12 protein-coding genes are annotated in these 17,177 nt (G+C 41.0%); 7 read left to right on the top strand and 5 right to left on the bottom strand.

All coding sequences use genetic code 11. From position 1 onward, the window contains the following. Nucleotides 1-53: 53 nt before the first annotated feature. Entirely contained in the window at nucleotides 54-1,691 is a 1,638-nt protein-coding gene (locus ENH88_RS00945; protein WP_304178502.1) for a methyl-accepting chemotaxis protein, read from the bottom strand. 184 nt (nucleotides 1,692-1,875) lie between these two features. Beyond that, nucleotides 1,876-4,101, bottom strand: a complete 2,226-nt coding sequence (locus ENH88_RS00940) for a S9 family peptidase (protein ID WP_304178500.1) — start codon at nucleotides 4,099-4,101, stop codon at nucleotides 1,876-1,878. A gap of 110 nt (nucleotides 4,102-4,211) precedes the next feature. Here ENH88_RS00940 and ENH88_RS00935 point away from each other — a divergent pair, with 110 nt between their 5' ends. Both ENH88_RS00935 and ENH88_RS00930 read left to right on the top strand, forming a co-directional pair. Next, complete coding sequence (locus ENH88_RS00935) at nucleotides 4,212-4,607, top strand: HIT domain-containing protein (RefSeq protein WP_304178498.1); 396 nt, start codon at nucleotides 4,212-4,214, stop codon at nucleotides 4,605-4,607. Nucleotides 4,608-4,742: 135 nt separating this feature from the next. Then, entirely contained in the window at nucleotides 4,743-5,486 is a 744-nt protein-coding gene (locus ENH88_RS00930; protein ID WP_304178496.1) for a substrate-binding periplasmic protein, read from the top strand. 62 nt (nucleotides 5,487-5,548) lie between these two features. Here ENH88_RS00930 and ENH88_RS00925 read toward each other — a convergent pair whose 3' ends face one another. After that, nucleotides 5,549-7,249: a dipeptidyl-peptidase 3 family protein gene (locus tag ENH88_RS00925; RefSeq protein ID WP_304178494.1), complete on the bottom strand. Its 1,701-nt coding sequence runs from the start codon at nucleotides 7,247-7,249 to the stop codon at nucleotides 5,549-5,551. Nucleotides 7,250-7,522: 273 nt separating this feature from the next. On the opposite strand from ENH88_RS00925, the gene ENH88_RS00920 reads away from it, so the two are divergent. Continuing rightward, entirely contained in the window at nucleotides 7,523-8,362 is an 840-nt protein-coding gene (locus tag ENH88_RS00920) for an HDOD domain-containing protein (protein ID WP_304178492.1), read from the top strand. Between the two features lie 65 nt (nucleotides 8,363-8,427). Here the strand turns inward: ENH88_RS00920 and rdgC are convergent, their stop codons facing one another. Next, nucleotides 8,428-9,339 (bottom strand): recombination-associated protein RdgC, encoded by a 912-nt coding sequence (rdgC, locus tag ENH88_RS00915; RefSeq protein ID WP_304178489.1) that lies wholly within the window; start codon nucleotides 9,337-9,339, stop codon nucleotides 8,428-8,430. A gap of 131 nt (nucleotides 9,340-9,470) precedes the next feature. After that, entirely contained in the window at nucleotides 9,471-11,234 is a 1,764-nt protein-coding gene (locus ENH88_RS00910; protein WP_304178487.1) for a sensor histidine kinase, read from the bottom strand. 595 nt (nucleotides 11,235-11,829) lie between these two features. Between ENH88_RS00910 and ENH88_RS00905 the strand changes: the two genes are divergently transcribed. The 4 genes from ENH88_RS00905 (at nucleotide 11,830) to thrC (ending at nucleotide 17,081) form a co-directional block, all read left to right on the top strand. Then, the gene (locus ENH88_RS00905) at nucleotides 11,830-12,195 is read left to right on the top strand and encodes a response regulator (RefSeq protein ID WP_304178485.1); all 366 of its coding nucleotides are present in this window, start codon (nucleotides 11,830-11,832) and stop codon (nucleotides 12,193-12,195) included. Between the two features lie 230 nt (nucleotides 12,196-12,425). Then, the gene (gene thrA / locus ENH88_RS00900; RefSeq protein WP_304178484.1) at nucleotides 12,426-14,843 is read left to right on the top strand and encodes a bifunctional aspartate kinase/homoserine dehydrogenase I; all 2,418 of its coding nucleotides are present in this window, start codon (nucleotides 12,426-12,428) and stop codon (nucleotides 14,841-14,843) included. 9 nt (nucleotides 14,844-14,852) lie between these two features. After that, entirely contained in the window at nucleotides 14,853-15,779 is a 927-nt protein-coding gene (thrB, locus tag ENH88_RS00895; protein ID WP_304178481.1) for a homoserine kinase, read from the top strand. 18 nt (nucleotides 15,780-15,797) lie between these two features. Further along, entirely contained in the window at nucleotides 15,798-17,081 is a 1,284-nt protein-coding gene (gene thrC / locus ENH88_RS00890) for a threonine synthase (protein ID WP_304178479.1), read from the top strand. Nucleotides 17,082-17,177 lie beyond the last annotated feature (96 nt).

Genomic DNA, 17,177 nt, shown 5'->3' with positions numbered 1-17,177 from the left:
AAGCCCCGCCATTGAACATGACGGGGCTTTGTTACGACTGCATTGTAAGTTAATTAATCTAGCTTAAAGCGACTCACAACATCGCTTAGTTCTTGGCTGCTATGTTTTAAATTATCACTGGCACTAGAAAGTTGTGCTGTATTCGCTAATGAATGCTCCGTTGATTGCGATAATTCATTAATACGTAAATTCACTTCGTCAGCGGCACTTGATTGTTGCTCGGTTGCGCGGGCAATTTGGCCGTTCATATCGGTGATCACAGAGACCAGTCGCTCAATTTCAGTTAACGAGTTATTGGCAGTGCCAGCTTGCTCTACGGTGCTACTTGATAGTTGTTGGCTCGCCGTGACAGCTTCAACCGCCGCCTGCGCGCCTTTTTGTAGTTTGGCTATCATGGCTTGAATTTCGTCGGTACTTTTCCCCGTGCGACTAGCTAGCGTGCGTACTTCATCGGCAACAACGGCAAAGCCACGGCCTTGTTCACCAGCGCGTGCCGCCTCAATTGCAGCATTGAGCGCGAGTAAATTGGTTTGTTCAGCGATTCCTCTAATTACATCAAGCACTGAGCCAATATTATTACTTTCGTTGGCTAAATCGGCAGTCACTTGACTCACTGTTTCAATATTGTGTGATAGGGTTTCAATGGCTTTAATTGTTTTTGCCACCACTTCTTTGCCTTGTGAGGCATTACTTGCTGCATCAACAGCAGCATGTTCGGCAGCCTCAGCATTACGACTTACATCATGTATTTGATGGGTCATCTGTTCCATTGCTGCAGCTACTTGGGTTGAGCTGTCATTTTGCAGCTCGATGAAAGAATGATTGGTTTTACTTGCATCATCAACAGTCTGCGCATGATGGTTTACATCGTAAGCATTGGTCGCGACTTGTTTAAGTGATTCGCGAATTTTTGTGGTATATAAATTAAAATACCGAGACAAACGAGAGACTTCATCATTGCCGCTTTCATCTAACACTTGCGTTAAATCGCCTTCGCCCTGTGAAATATCTTTCATCATATCGGCTGCAAGTTGCGTTGGCAGTAAGATACTACGTGCAATTAAGTAACTTAAACTAATAAACAGTAAGAGAATAACACTGGCATTGATGATCATTAGGGTTCGCAGTTCAGAGAATGTTTCATCAATCGTATCTAAATATACACCTGAGCCAATGATCCATTGCCAAGGCGTAAAACCTTTCACAAAGGCAATTTTATCTACCGGCATGTCTTTGCCTGGCTTTGGCCATTTATATGGTACGAAGCCGCTACCTTGTTGTTTTACTATATTCACCATTTCAATAAATAATAGAGTGCCATCGGGATCTTTGTTGTTGGCTAAAGATTTACCATTGAGGTCTGGCTTAATTGGATGCATCACCATATTTGGCTGATAGTCGTTGATCCAGTAATAGTTGCTTTCGTCATAACGCATGGCTGCAATGGTATCTAAGGCATGTTGTTGTGCTTGCTGTTTGTTTAATGTGCCAGCCTGTTCTAAAGAGTAAGCATGGCTAATAAGGCTATGAGCTGCTTCCACTAAGTTTTTTGTTTTAGTATATTGTTCTGTTTTTAGTGAACTATATTGTTGCGTAAGGCTGGTAATACTTAAGAAAAGTAAGCCAATTACCACCACACTAACCAGCATTGCTAAACGCTGGAAAATTGTAAAACGGCGTAGATACGACATAGAAGATCCTTTGTGTGTGCTCGCATTGTTCGCGAATATCATTAAGCGTAGTTAAAAAGGTATAAAAATCTAGGTAATTAGCGGTTATTATTGATAATAAATAACGCTGCAATTTTTATTAATGCAAAAAAAAGGCTGATCACACAATCAGCCTTTAGTTTAATTATAAAACAATTGAAGCATGTTATTTAACGTCAAAATGGCGGTTAAAGAAACTGGTAATTGTTTGATGTAAATGCGTTTGTACACTTTTACCACGTAAGCTGTGCTTTGAACCTGGGTAGGTCATCATCTCAAACTGTTTTTCGTTATCTTGTAGTTGCTTAAATAACTTAGTGGCATGCGTGAATAGTACGTTGTCATCAGCCATACCATGGTAGATCATTAATGGCCCTTTTAAGCCATCTGCGTATGGGAATACTGCACTGTCGGTGTAACCTTTAGCGTTTGTTTCAGGGTGGCCTAAATAGCGCTCTGTGTAATGAGTATCATACAATGCCCAATCAGTCACTGGTGCACCTGATACACCGGCTTGAAAGTAATCACCGGCTTTAAACATGGTCATTAATGCCATGTAACCGCCGTAACTGTGGCCATAAATACCAATACGCTGCGGGTCAACGTAATCAAGAGTACGTAAAAATTCCACGCCCTTGATTTGGTCGGCTACTTCCACCACACCTAAATGCTTGTATATGGCATCTTCGAACTTTTTACCGCGATTATATGAGCCGCGATTATCAAGTTGGAAAACCACATAACCTTGTTGCGCCATATATTGGAAGTATAAGTTTTTACTGCGCCAGCTGTTCGTTACACGTTGTGCATGTGGGCCGCCATAAACATTCACCAGTACAGGGTGCTTTTTACCATCATTAATAGTGGCGGGCTTAAATAAGCGGTAATGCATCACTTGGCCATCATCGGCTTTTATTGTGCCGTATTCTGGCTCAGCTAAGTCAGCTAAATAAGGTGTAAGAGGGTGTGTTTTATCTAGCTTGTTTTCCTCAAGCCAAGTAATAAACTCGCCGTTTATGTTACGAAGTGCAGCCGATCCTGGTTTATTTACCGATGAGCTGTTATCAATAAAGGTTTTACTGTCTTTGGCAATGACGACATTGTGGTATTGGCCTTGCTCGGTAATACGTTTAATGTCGCCCTTTTTAAATAATGGCACACTGTATAAGTGGCTTTCAAGAGCGGTATCTTTACGTCCGGCAAAATAGACGATACCTTTTTTCTCATCAATACCCTTTAAACTATCAACCACCCAGTCACCATTAGTGATTTGGCGTACCAATTTACCGTTGCTACGGTAAAGGTATAAATGCTTAAAGCCATTGCGCTCAGAGGCCCAAATAAAGTGTTTTTTGTCTTTCAAAAACTGTAGGTCAAAGTGCAGGTTGATCCAAGTATCGCTGGTTTCAGTTAAGGCAACTTTTTGCTCTTTTGTGTCGCTGTTATAAAAGCGCAATTCCAAGGTGTGCTGAGAGCGGTCTTGCCATTGGTATGAAAGCGTTTTATCGTCTTCTAACCATTTCGCACGAGCGATGTAAATATCGTCGTCTTTGCCAAGGTCCACCCAATCAACACTTTGGTCGTTAATAGCCACAACGCCAAGCTGGATTTTAACATTGTTAGTGCCAGTAAATGGATAACGTTGGTTGAATAGTTTAACTTCTTCGGCGTAAATTTCGTTGCGGATCGCTTCTTCTACTGGGCTTTCGTCAATGCGGGTGAAGGCGATTTTTGATTCATCACCTGACCACCAGTAACCAGTCATGCGGCCCATTTCTTCTTGCGCAACAAATTCAGCCATAGCGTTTTTGATTACGCCACCGCCATCTTTGCTCAGTTGAGTTTCTTTGCCCGATTTTAGGTTTAGCACATACAAGTTTTGTTCACGGACAAACGAGACGAAATTCCCTTTTGGTGAAAAACGGGCATCTGTTTCAAACGCTTCTGTGTCCGTTAGTTTACGGCTTTTTGCTGATGCTAGTTGGTAGTAATAGAGGTCGCCATTAAGTGGGAATAACAGCGCTTTGCCATCCTTAGACCACTTGTACTCTAAAATGCCTTTACCAAAAATACGTTGCCGTTCGCGGCGCGCTTTTTCTTCATCTGAGAGATTTTCTGGGCCTGAAAATAGTTTAGCCGAGTCCACTAAAATACGATTTTTGTTATCTTTTAAATTGTATTCCCATAAATCATAGCGGTTGTAATCATCGCTTTTACCTTGCAAATAGGTAACACGGCTACCATCGGGTGAAAACTTAAGCTGCACAGGTGCTTTACCCGCTAAACTAGGATCATCAAAAATACGTTCTAACGTAAGTGGCTGTGCTTGCACTGTGATGGCTGTTACCACCAAAGGAAGCAAGCAGGAGAGGCGTTTAATTTTTTTTAACACGTGTTTACCTTCGCTCGAATAAAAACTGTGATGATGGTAAAGGCAAGCGTGGGCAACTGCAACTAAATGCTATAAAGTAGCGAAAAAGTACTTTTGGTAAGGAATAAAAAATGACGGTTGAATTTTCTCTCGCCCCAGAGCTTGCTCGAGATTGTATTGAAGTGGCAGATTGGCCTTTATGTAAAGTATTACTGATGAATGACAGCCAATACCCTTGGTTTATTTTGGTACCTCGTAAGGCGGGTTTAAAAGAGATCATTGATTTAGATGACGCTGAACAATTGCTATTAATGAAAGAGTCAGCGAAATTAAGTCTGTTACTTAAAGAAGTGTTTAACCCAGATAAACTCAATGTCGCAGCGCTTGGTAATATGGTGCCCCAGTTACACATTCATCATATTGCACGTTTTAAAACTGATGTTGCATGGCCGGCACCAGTATGGGGTAAGTATCCTGCAGTGCCTTACAGTGAAGAGCAATTGACACGTTTAAAAACACATTTTTAATACTGGTTTATTTTTTACATAACAGAATTTTATCACGGTATTATGACTTTTAGTTGGGTAAAAATAGACTATGCTTAGAGCCACTAAGTCGTGGCTGCTTATTGCATTCAGTATCTAGGGATTACAAACTAATTGATGAAAGCTTTTGTATTGTTTACCTTGTTAAGTGTATTTTCGCATCACAGTGCTGCAGATACATTTTACTTTGTTGGTACCACCTTTCCGTCGGTACTTGAAAAAAATGAACAAGGTCAAGTCGAAGGCTTAGGCGCCGACATCGCAGGTGAAATTTGCTTGCGTTTAGGTTGCCAAATTAAAATTGATATTTTGCCATTTAAACGGGCGCTAAAAATGGTTGAACTTGGTAAGGCTGATGCGTTTATAGGCCCTTATAAGTCGGCTATTAGAGAGCAATATATGATTTATAGTGAGGCTGCTTTCTATCAAGACCCGCTGGTTTTTTATGTCAAAAATAGTAATGAATTCCAGTGGCATAATAATTTAGAGACACTAAAAGAGTTATCGGTTGGATTAACCCGAGGTTGGAACTATGGTGACGATTTTGAGCAATATAAAAGTCAGTTAGAAATTTCTGAAGTGGGTACTGTTGAAGCCAGTTTTTTGCAGTTAGTTCATGACCGCGTCGATATTTTAGTGACTCATCCAAGAGCTGCACAGCCCGTTATTAAGCAGTTAAAATTAGCCAATCAAGTTAAACGGTTACAGCCACCATTAATTGTTAATAAAGGCTATTTTGGTTTTTCAAAGAAACGCAATTTAAATGAGTTTATTACCTTATTCGATAAAGAATTAAATCATATGGTTGCTAATGGAGAAGTAAAAAAAATGAGTGAAAAATATGGTTTAATATTCCCATAATAGCAATACTGAATTAAAAAGGCGTTTTAGGTGAAGTCCTAAAACGCCTTTTTAGTATTATATTAGTTTAAACCTAGTACATCTTTACCTTGTTTAAAGGTTACATCTACAGGGATATTTGCTTGGCTTAGTTTTTCAAGATCTTTAGCCAGCTCAGCTTTAATATCACCGTGTGTAGCAATCAGCTGATCAACCTTTTGGTAATCGCCGTCACCTTGTAAGGTTAAGATCAAGCGCGATAGTTTCGCCATTGCTTGGCCCATTTTTTCCATATTAACGCTGTAAAGGCCTTGCTCGTTTTTAGCAAACGCCCCTTCTTGTGCGAAAAAGTTAAAACGGATCATATTTGCTTTACCATGAGCACTCGATGCACCAAAGCGCACTGAACGGAAGATACCAGCCATAAAGGTAATATAGTAATCTTCTAATGTACCTTCGGTGATTTCACCTTTGTTAAGTAACTGCTCAACCATGTACAAACCTAAGATATCGGCTTTGCCTTCTTCAAGCGCACTGGCGTGTTCTTGCAGTGATTGGCGTACAGTGCCTTTCTCGGTGATGGTGTTTTTAATGCCTAAACCGTGAGCCACTTCATGGAACATAGTATTGGCAAAAAATGCATCAAAGGTAATATGTTTGCGCTGTTCAGGCACGATCAGTTGCTCAGCGATCGGCACTAAAATTTTATCAAACTTAGCGCGCATCGCATTTTTAAGTTGTAAGCGACGAGTGCCTTTTTCAAGTTGCACTTGTTCGTCATTAGGTAAGTTGATAGCAATGGTTTTACTACCGGCATTTGAATGCCCAGCATAATACACAACATCGTATGCGTTTAAGTCTGCGTCAGAGCCTGGTACTTCTTGTTTATATTTGGCATCAACAGGCAAGCCTTTTTGTAGCTCGGGTAAAAATGCCGCAAATTTAGCGAGGCGTTCGCTCCAGGCTAGATCTTTTACTAATACATAAGATTCAAATGCAGCGCGATAACCAAACAGTTGATCTTCATAAGTCTCGATTGGACCAATAACCACGTCAATAGGGTTATTCTTCATGTCCATCCATGCAAAATCAGATGCTTGATAATCATCATTTTGTAGTGCGTCGGCACGTAAGTTTAAGTAGTTAGCAAATTCTTTGTCATCAGCTAGTTTACTTGCTTCACGTAATAAGTTTGCTGCTTTTTCAAGTGCTTGTGCGTATTCAATTGAGTAGGCTACGCTATACAGCTTGCCATTTTCATCCCGTTTAATAACAGAGTATAGGCCATTTTTATCTGTTACATCGGCGTTGTTTAGCTCTTCTTTGCTGATATCGGCTGGGTAAAATTGTGCCCCAGCGGTTTTTTCTTCATAGCCAGATAAGAAGGTTTGGTCGCCATTTAATCTGTCCCACGGGCCATAGTTGATATCGGCAAATTTTTGTACTTTCGGATCGTTAATTTTAGCTAGAAAAGCCGCCTTATCTTCACCGAATGCTTGACGCCAAAACAGCTCGTCCATAATTTTTGAGGCATCGATAAGTTTTGCTATTAGGGCTTTTTGATTATCGCTTAAATGTGATAAATCAGTTGTTAAGCTAAAGTCGGTGTAGATATCTAGGCGACTAGCAGCGGTGTTAATAAGTTGTGGGCCGCTAGCTTGTGTTTGTTTTACGGGGGGTGCAACGTCAGCAGAGGTTTTCGAGGTGCTGGCTTGTTCAGAACATGCGCTAAGAAAAACGGCACCGCTAAGGATGAGTGCTTGGCTTATTTTATTAAGAGTCATTATGTTGCCTGTTAAAAAGTGGATTTAATATATGCCCTAGGTACAAAGGACTGCGCTTCCTTGTTGTGTCAGCATTAAAGCAAATGTTATGCGTAAATAGCAAGCTTCCTAGGTTGTGGTGCGCTAAGCTTTGGGATATAAATTTTAGCAGAAAAATAAACTAACATAATTTCTGTAATTTTCTTAACTTTAGCGGTAACTTAGGCAATACTGTATCTAAAAGAATCCATGATTTGAGTATTTAAACAAATCATACAAAAGGATGGCACATTTATGTCAACAGAAAACGCACTACTGACCATTTTGGTTGATCGTATTAATAATGACACGTTAGTTTTACCAACCCTACCTGAGGTTGCGGTACGTGTACGCCAAGCTGCCGATAATCCAGATGTAAATTTGGCGCAAATGGCTGATGTTATTTCCCATGATCCAGCATTAGCAGCACGGATGATTAAAGTCGCAAATAGTGCGTTTCTGGGACGCTCGGTTAAAGTTTCTAATCTTAATCAGGCGGTAACCCGCATTGGTTTGCGTCAAATTAAGAACATTGCGACGGCAATGGCGATGGAGCAGTTATTTGTTTCAAATAATGAATTGATCAAAGGGTATATGGACAAAGCATGGCAAAAAACGCTAACAGTAGCGTGCCATTCAATTACATTGCTGGAGTTTTATTTAAAAGAAAACAAAAACACATCACTCAATCGCGATACCATCACGCTTGCATCTTTAGTGTATAACATCGGCGTACTGCCTATTTTAACTGAAGCAGAGCGCCACCCAGAAGTGTTTGCTAACCCAAGCTTTTTAGCGCATGCAATTCAAAAGCTGAGCGGTAAAGTTGGTGGGGCAATTATGCGCGCGTGGGAGTTTACCGATGAGTTTGTTGAAGTGGCTGAAAGCTGGGCAAACCCAAACTATCGCCCAGAACATATTAGCTATGTTGATTTCATTCGTATTGGTGCAATCATGGAAGGTATCTTACAAGTCTCTGATAAGTCTGCTGCACTGCAAACTTATATAGATAAAGGGGTGATCCCATCGTTAGATGTTTTTTCAAGTGATGAATATAATGATATGCTCGATGATGTGAAATCGGTCTTTAGTTGAGCTAAGTCGTTAGTTAAAAAAGCGCCAACAGGGCGCTTTTTTAGTATTTAAAACTCAGTCAGTATTTAGGCTAAATCTTCAACGTCGCCTAAGCCTGCTGTTAACTCTTCGAGCATCTGCTTAATTTCTTCTGAAGCAAGAATAAAGTCGGCATCAAGTTTGACTAACATGTCTTCTTTAGGGATGTCGGCGTTTTCTTCTTTTAAAGTTTCTGAGTAACTGAGGCGTTTAATCGAGCCGTCATTTTGCAGCATAAACTTAAGGCGCTCTTGCCAATCAAGGGCTAGTTTAGTAACGCGTTTGCCGCTTTCAAGGTGCGATTTTACTTCATCGCAAGCAAGGTCATGGCCTTTAAGTTTTACTTGTGCGCCACTGTCATCGGCTTCTTCAAGTTCTGCATCTGAGCCAATCGCAAAGCCTTCTGGGGTGCTAAAATTGGTTAACCAGTCTGTTAAGAATACGTCTAAATCATAGTTAGCAAACGCAGGAACAACAGGTAACGTGCCTAATGATTTACGAAGTAACGCCAATAACTCTTCAGCTTTGTTAAAACTGCCGCTATTGACCACGACCCAACCGTTTTCTTGGTCGATAAAAGCAAACTGCAAGCTCGACTTTTTAAAAGCTTGCGGTAGTAAGCTATGCAGAATATTTTCTTTGAGCTCATCTTTTTCTTTTTTCTTAACGGGGCGATTTTCTTCCGCTTCGATAAGTTCTATTTTCTCAGCAACCATGTCGTTGATAACGGATGCAGGAAGTACTTTTTCTTCACGTTTAGCACAGATTAAAATGCTTTTTTGCGAAAAATGAGCAAGTGTATCACCGTGTTTACCAAAGGCTTTAGTCCAGCCAAAGGTACTTAAATCTTGGCTGCCACAAGGACGAAATAAATCTTGTTCTAAGGCTTTATCAAAGTCTTCTTGGCTGTATGAGACGTCTTGTTTAAAGCGGTAACAAATAAGGTTACTAAACCACATAGGGGGATTGATCCATTCGGTAAATTTGCCCAATCATAGCAATAAAAAGCTGATGCGCAAATGACTGATTGGCCAAACGTTTAGCAATTAAGCAAAGTGTTAGGCAAACAGTGAAGGCGCATTAAGCGTGGCTAGTTATTAAATATCGACAACGGTTTTGGCATGTCTTTAGGAAAACTAATATGGTAGTGCAAGCCTTGACCGGGTGAGCTGGTTACATCAATTTCACCACTGAGGGTTTGTTTGACCAAGTTAAAGGTGATGTGGGTGCCGAGCCCACTGCCGCCTTGATCGCGTTTGGTGGTAAAAAACGGGTCAAACAGCTTCTCTAATTGTTGTTCAGTAACACCATTGCCATTATCTTTAAAGTCGATAATAACTTGGTCGTCTTCATTTTTAATTGCAATATCAATAATGCCGTTGCTGATACCATCAAAAGCGTGGATCAATGAATTCATAATCAAATTAGTGAATATTTGACTAATAGCACCCGCTGGTAGGTTTAGGGTTAAATCTGCTGGGCAATCTAAATTAATATGGTGGCTGGTATTTTTAATTTTAGGGTGTAATGAGCGAATGACCTCGCCCAAATACTCTTTAAGGTTAATGGTGCGTACCGCTTCACTGGCTTGATCAACGGCTATTTGCTTAAAGCTGGCAACCAGCTCAGAGGCGCGGTCTAAATTGGTTGTCAGCAAGCTGGTGCTTTGCTTGGCATCATTAATAAACTCTTCCAGTGCTTTAGGGGAGAGAGTTTTATTTTTGTACGCTGTTTCTATTTGTAATAGCCGCTCTTGTAAAAAAGAGGTGGCAGTAACACCAATGCCTACTGGTGTATTAATATCATGAGTAATACCGGCAACGAGTCCACCTAAAGCAGCCATTTTTTCTGAGCCTACTAGGCGCTCTTGTGCCATATTGAGTTCATCAACATAACGCTGCATTTCGGTTTGTTTGGTCAGTAATTCTTGTTCAGTATGACGGCGTAAATCAATTTCTTCAGTGAGCGTTAGTTTTTGTTTTTCTAGTTCGTATTTTTGCTGCTGTAAATCCATCATCGCTTGGCTTAAATTTGATGTTTTACGCGCCACTTCTTGTTCGAGTTGCAGGTTTTGTTGATCAAGTTTTTCGTTACTGATCATTAATTTCTTTTGTGTCTGTTCGAGTTCTTTACGGTATTTTACGACTTTATCGATTAATTTATTGAATGACTCCTCCATCACTTTTAATTCGTTGTGCTCACTCGTTTCAATTTCGATATGTTGCCCTTCGAGGTCATTTAATTCAAGATCTTCTATTTGCTCGGTCAATTGTGCGAGGGGCTCGGTGAGTAATTTTCTAAATGCCATTAAAAACAGAATGATCAAAAAAGTAGTTTTGATCATCGCATTACCAATTAAAAAGTAAATGGAGATCATGATACGGCTAAATACCACTTCTCGACTTGAGAACAGTGTGACATCACCGACTTGGGTGGCGCGCCCTGAAAATTCAAAGATCAATGGAAAGGTATAACCGAATAAACCCGACGGGGTATCTTCGATGATGGCTTCTTCTTGCACTAATTGTTGGCTGTACAGCTCACGAATATCCAAAGAGCGGCCAAGCTGTGAAATAATTTCGCCGCTATCATCACGGACAATAATGCCTTCGATCATGGGAATGGCTAATAAACCTTCTGCGGTGGTGATGGTTTGTTTGGTATTTAGCTCCCAAATAGCGCGAGTTAAACTGCGACTGAATGTTTTTTGCAGGGTCGTTAATTCATCACGAATATAATCTTTCGTGTTAACATACTCTGCAATAACTTGCCCGCACGTCACTACAAAAGTTAATAAAAAGTAGACGGATAACACACTGGTAAGTAGCTTTTTCGACAGGCTTTTTTGTAGCATGGGTGTCCCATAGCTCCTTTATTTTTTACACAAAGCTTAATTCATACCCTAGCAACGAGTACATTCAATACTAAAGTTAGCTAATAAATGTTTAAAAATAAATAAAATAATCTTATTTAACGACACAAACATTAGGGCGTGTTGACCTTTCAGGATTAAAATTTGTTCAAACTAGGGGCGATTTAATCGCGGCGCGAGATTTGTAACCTAGTGGGCTAAGTAAAAATCGAGCAAAGCTTCCGCGTCCTGCTCACGCCCCTTACTTACATCCATGTAAGCAACAAAGAGTTAATCGCCCCTAGGAAGAACCCGAAGGGCAGCGCGTGTTTGGCATTGATGCTGCGTTATCGCCTATTTATGGGGAACAACCACACCACATAGGCTCTGCCTTGCCTAAATACCAAACACACTGCTGCAAATTTAACCTCGAAAGATAAACACGCCCTAGCATTTTCTTTTTTTAGCAAAAACTTAAGCTTATCGTTGTTAAATTTTTGTGTTATAAAATCACACTCACTTTTATAACATTATGATTCTTTGAGTGGCGATTTACTGCACTCAGTGATCTATTATCGGTATTTTAGTTGTCAATATTATGAATTTTTCTGTCTTGGTGTGTGATGATTCTACAGTAGCACGCAAACAAGTTGTGCGCTGTTTAGATGAATGTATTACAGCAGATATTATGCAAGCAAAAAATGGCCGCGAAGCCCTAGAATTAATGCAAACGCATAATTTTGATTTACTGTGTCTTGATTTAACAATGCCTGAAATTGATGGTGTGCAGGTGCTTGAGCGTATTAAAGCGCAAAAAATAGAATGCTTCGTGCTGGTTATTTCTGCTGATATTCAACATGCAATGAAACAGCGTGTCGCAAAGTTAGGTGCTATTGATTTTATTGATAAGCCAATAGATAAAACCAGATTAAATGAAATCCTGCATAAATTTGGCATTCATTAGATTTGTTTATAACCAAAAAGCATAATTTATCTTTTTATTAAGGGTTGACAGAATAGCCATGTTTAAGGCAGTCTAAGGGCTATGAAAACAAATAATCACGTATTGACCATTATTATTACAACCACCATTCTAACTGGATAGTGGCATAGGTCGGTGCAACAAATTTAAAGGCCTGTGTTCACTAAGAACACAGGCCTTTTTTCGTTTTATGGGATGAGGAAACATAAAAAATGCGCGTATTAAAATTTGGCGGGTCGTCGCTTGCCGACTTTGCATGTTTACAGCAGGTAGCTCAGTTAGTTAAAGCACAATTAAAAGATGAAATGTTATTGGTGTTATCCGCACCCGGTGGCATGACCGATTCACTGGTTGCCTTAGCAAGTGCCGCAGAGCAGGGGCTTGATTATAGCGAGCAATGGGATGCACTGGTAGCGCGTTGCGAAAGCTTAAAAAGTGCCGTTACAGCTGATTTTGGAGCAGTACAGAACTGGCCTGATTTAAATGAGCTACACAATAAATTAGCCGGCGTTAAGTTGATCCAGTGCTGTCCTGATCAAGTACGTGCTTATGTAATTAGTTTTGGTGAGCGTGTCAGCGTATCATTGATGCAATGTTTATTAAGCTCACACAACGCCCGTTACCTCGAAGCCACAGATTGCATCGCATCAACAGGCGGTTATATTGATGCCGAAGCTGATTTAGTGGCGAGTAAAATTCGTTTTCAAGCTGCATTAAAAGCCAATCCTGCCACTATTTATATCATGCCTGGTTTTACTGCCAGCAACGAACAAGGTCAGTTAACAACTTTAGGTCGTAATGGTTCTGATTATTCTGCCGCAATTGCGGCGGCGTGTTTAGAAGCGCAAGTGTGCCAAATTTGGACTGATGTTGACGGTGTGTACAGTGCCGATCCGCGTTATATCAAAAAAGCCACTAAAGTTGATTTCTTATCGTATAAAGAAGCGATGGAACTATCTTACTTTGGCGCTAAAGTACTGCATCCTAAAACCATCCTACCGTGTGCTAAAGCGGGTGTGCCGTGTGAAATTAAAAATACCCATAACCCCGATGCGCAAGGTTCATTGATCAGCAATGATAATGTGTCATCAGAGCCGGTAAAAGCATTATCTAGTCTACAAAACCTTGCCATGTTAACGGTGTCAGGTCCTGGGATGAAAGGCAAAGTAGGGATGGCATCGAAGGTATTTAATGCCCTTGCGCACGATAATGTATCAATTGTATTAATTACCCAATCTTCATGTGAATTTAGCATCAGCTTTTGTGTTCATGAATCAGATTTACCGCTTGCCCTTGAAGCATTGCAAAGCGCTTTTGAGCTTGAGTCACAAGCGGGGTTAATTGAGCCGGTGCATGTGCAACGTAATTTAGCAATTGTAACCTTAGTTGGTGATAATATGCGTGCCCACAAAGGCTTAGCGGCTAAGTTTTTTGCATCCCTTGCGCAAGCACAAGTTAACATTGTGGCAATCGCGCAAGATTCGACTGAAAGTGCAATTTCAGCGGTGATTGATGGTGAACTTTGTAACGATGCGGTGAAAGTGTGCCACGAAAACTTCTTTACGCATATTCCATCGATTGACGTGTTTTTATTAGGTTGTGGTTTAGTCGGCCAAGAATTAATTCAACAATTAGAGCGTCAACAAGCATGGCTTGAAAAACGTAACATCAAACTAAACCTGTACGGTGTTGCCAACTCTCGTCAGTTACACTTAGATAGTGAAGGTATTGCCTTTGATGATTGGCAACAAAAGTTAGCAGTATCAGAGCAAGCTTTTGAGCTAAAACTGGTTGAGCAATTTGTTAAACAAAACCATTTGATCAACCCAGTACTGGTTGACTGTACATCGTCTGATGCTTTAGCTGCGCAGTACGTGGACTTTTTAAATGCCGGCTTCCACGTTGTTGCCGCAAATAAAAAAGCTAATACTAGCTCGTATGCTTACTATCAAGAGCTAATTGCCGCAACGCAAAAGAACAACCGTAAGTTTTTATATGAAACGAATGTCGGTGCCGGCCTTCCGGTAATCGATAATCTACAGTCACTATTTGGTGCCGGCGATGAACTACTCGAGTTCAGCGGTATTTTATCGGGTTCACTGTCGTATATGTTTGGTGCGCTGCAAGATGGCTTATCATTATCAGAGGCCACCATCAAAGCCAAAGAAAGCGGTTTTACAGAGCCTGATCCGCGCGATGATCTATCAGGCACTGACGTTGCCCGTAAGCTGTTAATTATTGCCCGTGAAGCAGGGTTGAAATTAGAGCTTAGCGATATCGAAGTTGAATCTGTACTGCCAGCGGGTTTTGCTGAAGGTGATGATGTTGCTGAATTTATGGCAAAACTACCCAGTTTAGATGCTGCGTTTAACGACCGCATTGAAAGTGCGGCCAGTGAAGGCAAAGTACTGCGTTATGTTGGGACTATTAAAGCAGGTCACTGCAAAGTTGGCATCGAAGCTGTGGATCCGACACACGCGCTTGCCGTTATTCGTGATGGTGAAAATGCCTTGGCAATATTGAGCGAATATTACCAGCCACGGCCATTTGTTATTCGTGGTTATGGTGCCGGCTCTGCGGTAACGGCTGCGGGTGTATTTGCTGATATTTTAAAAACACTATCGCGCTAGGAGAGAGCTATGATTGAAGTATATGCTCCGGCTTCTATTGGTAACTTTGCAGTAGGTTTTGATGCACTTGGCGCAGCACTTGCGCCAATTGACGGCACCTTATTAGGTGATGTCGTCGCTGTAAGCGCCGCGATAACGGATGAGTTTGTTTGTTCAGGCGAATACGCTCATAAACTGCCCAGTGATGCCAGTGAAAACTTGGCGTATCAGTGTTTAGTGCATTTTCGCGAACAGGTTGCGCCAACCATGCCAAGCGTAAAATTGGAACTGAAAAAGAATTTACCGATTGGTTCTGGTTTAGGTTCAAGTGCTTGCTCTGTGGTTGCCACATTCGCGGCACTGGATAAATTTGCTGGCACTAAACTTAGTCAAGTACAACTTATTGAGTTAATGGCTGACTTTGAAGCGATTGTCAGTGGTGGTCGTCATTACGATAACATCACACCGTGTTATTTAGGTGGTTTGCAGTTAACAGGTGATTTAATTCCAAACAAATCAATAGCCTTACCGGTTGATGAAAGTTGGTATTATGTGGCGGCTTTCCCTGGTTTTTCACTTAATACCGCTAAAGCGCGTTCAGTGTTACCAAAACAACTGAGTATGCATGCCAGTGTTGAATTTGCCCAGCGGCTATCAGCGTTTAGCAGCTTGTTGCTAACCAGTCGCTTTGATGAAGCACTTACTATTATGAGTGATGAAATTGCAGAGCCGCATCGTGCACCACTGATCAATGGCTTTCGTGAAGCGAAAGCGGCGCTGCCAGAGCTTGGTGCTGAAATTGTCAGTATATCGGGTGCGGGTCCAACTTTATTTACCGTGTGTAAAACGTTTGCAGCAGCGCAGCAATGCGCGCAGTGGCTTGAACAAAACTATATTAATGAACAGGGCTTTTGCCATATTTGTAAGCTCGATAACGCCGGCACGCGTCAGTTATAAGAATTTAAGGAATTAATAATGCAATTACATAATTTAAAAGATGATTCACAACAAGTGTCGTTCGTTACAGCGGTTAAAACAGGGCTTGGGCGCAATCAAGGGGTATTCTTTCCCGAGTCATTAGCGCCAATAGCGGATATTGATGCGTTGCTGGATATGGATTTTGTTAGCCGCAGCAGCAAGATTTTATCGCACTTAATTGGTGATGAATTGCCTGCTGATACGGTCGCGCAAATGGTGAAAAATGCCTTTAACTTTCCAGTTAAACTGGTTGAAGTTGAAAAGAACATTTATTGTTTAGAGTTGTTTCATGGTCCAACGCTGGCGTTTAAAGACTTTGGCGGGCGCTTTATGGCTGAATGCTTAGCACAATTTAGCCAAGGTGAAAAAACCACAATCCTAACGGCAACTTCAGGCGACACTGGCGCAGCGGTTGCGCATGCGTTTTATAATAAGCCAAATATCGATGTGGTTATTCTATATCCAAAGGGCAAAATCTCATTAGCGCAGCAAAAGCTGTTCACAACACTGGGTAATAACATCCACTGTTATGCGGTTGACGGCAGCTTTGATGATTGCCAAGCGATGGTTAAAAATGCCTTTTTAGATGATGAAGTTAAATCGCGGTTAGGATTAAATTCAGCAAACTCTATCAATATCAGTCGTTTGGTTGCACAAGTGTGTTATTACTTTGAAGCAATCGCACAACTGCCAAAACAGCAACGTGCTAATGCGCATATCTCAGTGCCAAGTGGTAACTTTGGCAATGTGTGTGCGGCGATGATCGGTGCGGTCATTGGTTTGCCCGTGGCTAAATTGAGCGCTACAACCAATCAAAATGACACAGTACCGCGTTTTATGCTTGATAAAAACTGGGCACCAAACGCCACAATTGAGTCACTATCAAATGCCATGGATGTGAGTAAACCTAATAATTGGCCGCGGGTGCAAACCATGCTCGATAATAATTGGTTTAGTTATGATGACTTTTATTCAACTAGTGTGAATGAAAATGACACTCAAGCAGCGATGAAAAAAATTCAACAAACAGGTTATGTGGCTGAACCGCATACAGCGATCGCTTATCAGGGTCTTAAAGCTAACTTAGCTGCTGATTCAGCAGGTATTTTCTTAGCTACAGCACATCCGGCTAAGTTTAAAGAGAGTGTTGAAGAGATACTTAATATTGAACTTGAAATGCCAAAACCATTAGCGGATGCCCTAGCAAAGCCATGCTTAGCACAAGATATTAAAGATGATTACCATACATTGCGTGAAGAGCTATTAGCGAAGTTAGGTTAATCAAGACATTAAAATAGTACAATAAAAGCGCTATGAGGCTTATTTATAGCGCTTTTTTATTGCATTAAAGCTATTACTACAGCGGTTCCCGAGAGA

Origin of the sequence: Pseudoalteromonas prydzensis, assembly GCF_011050055.1 — a bacterium.
Taxonomy (GTDB): Bacteria; Pseudomonadota; Gammaproteobacteria; order Enterobacterales; family Alteromonadaceae; genus Pseudoalteromonas; species Pseudoalteromonas prydzensis_A.
The sequence above is the reverse complement of the archived record's forward strand: the minus strand, read 5'-3'. Positions and strand labels throughout refer to the sequence as shown.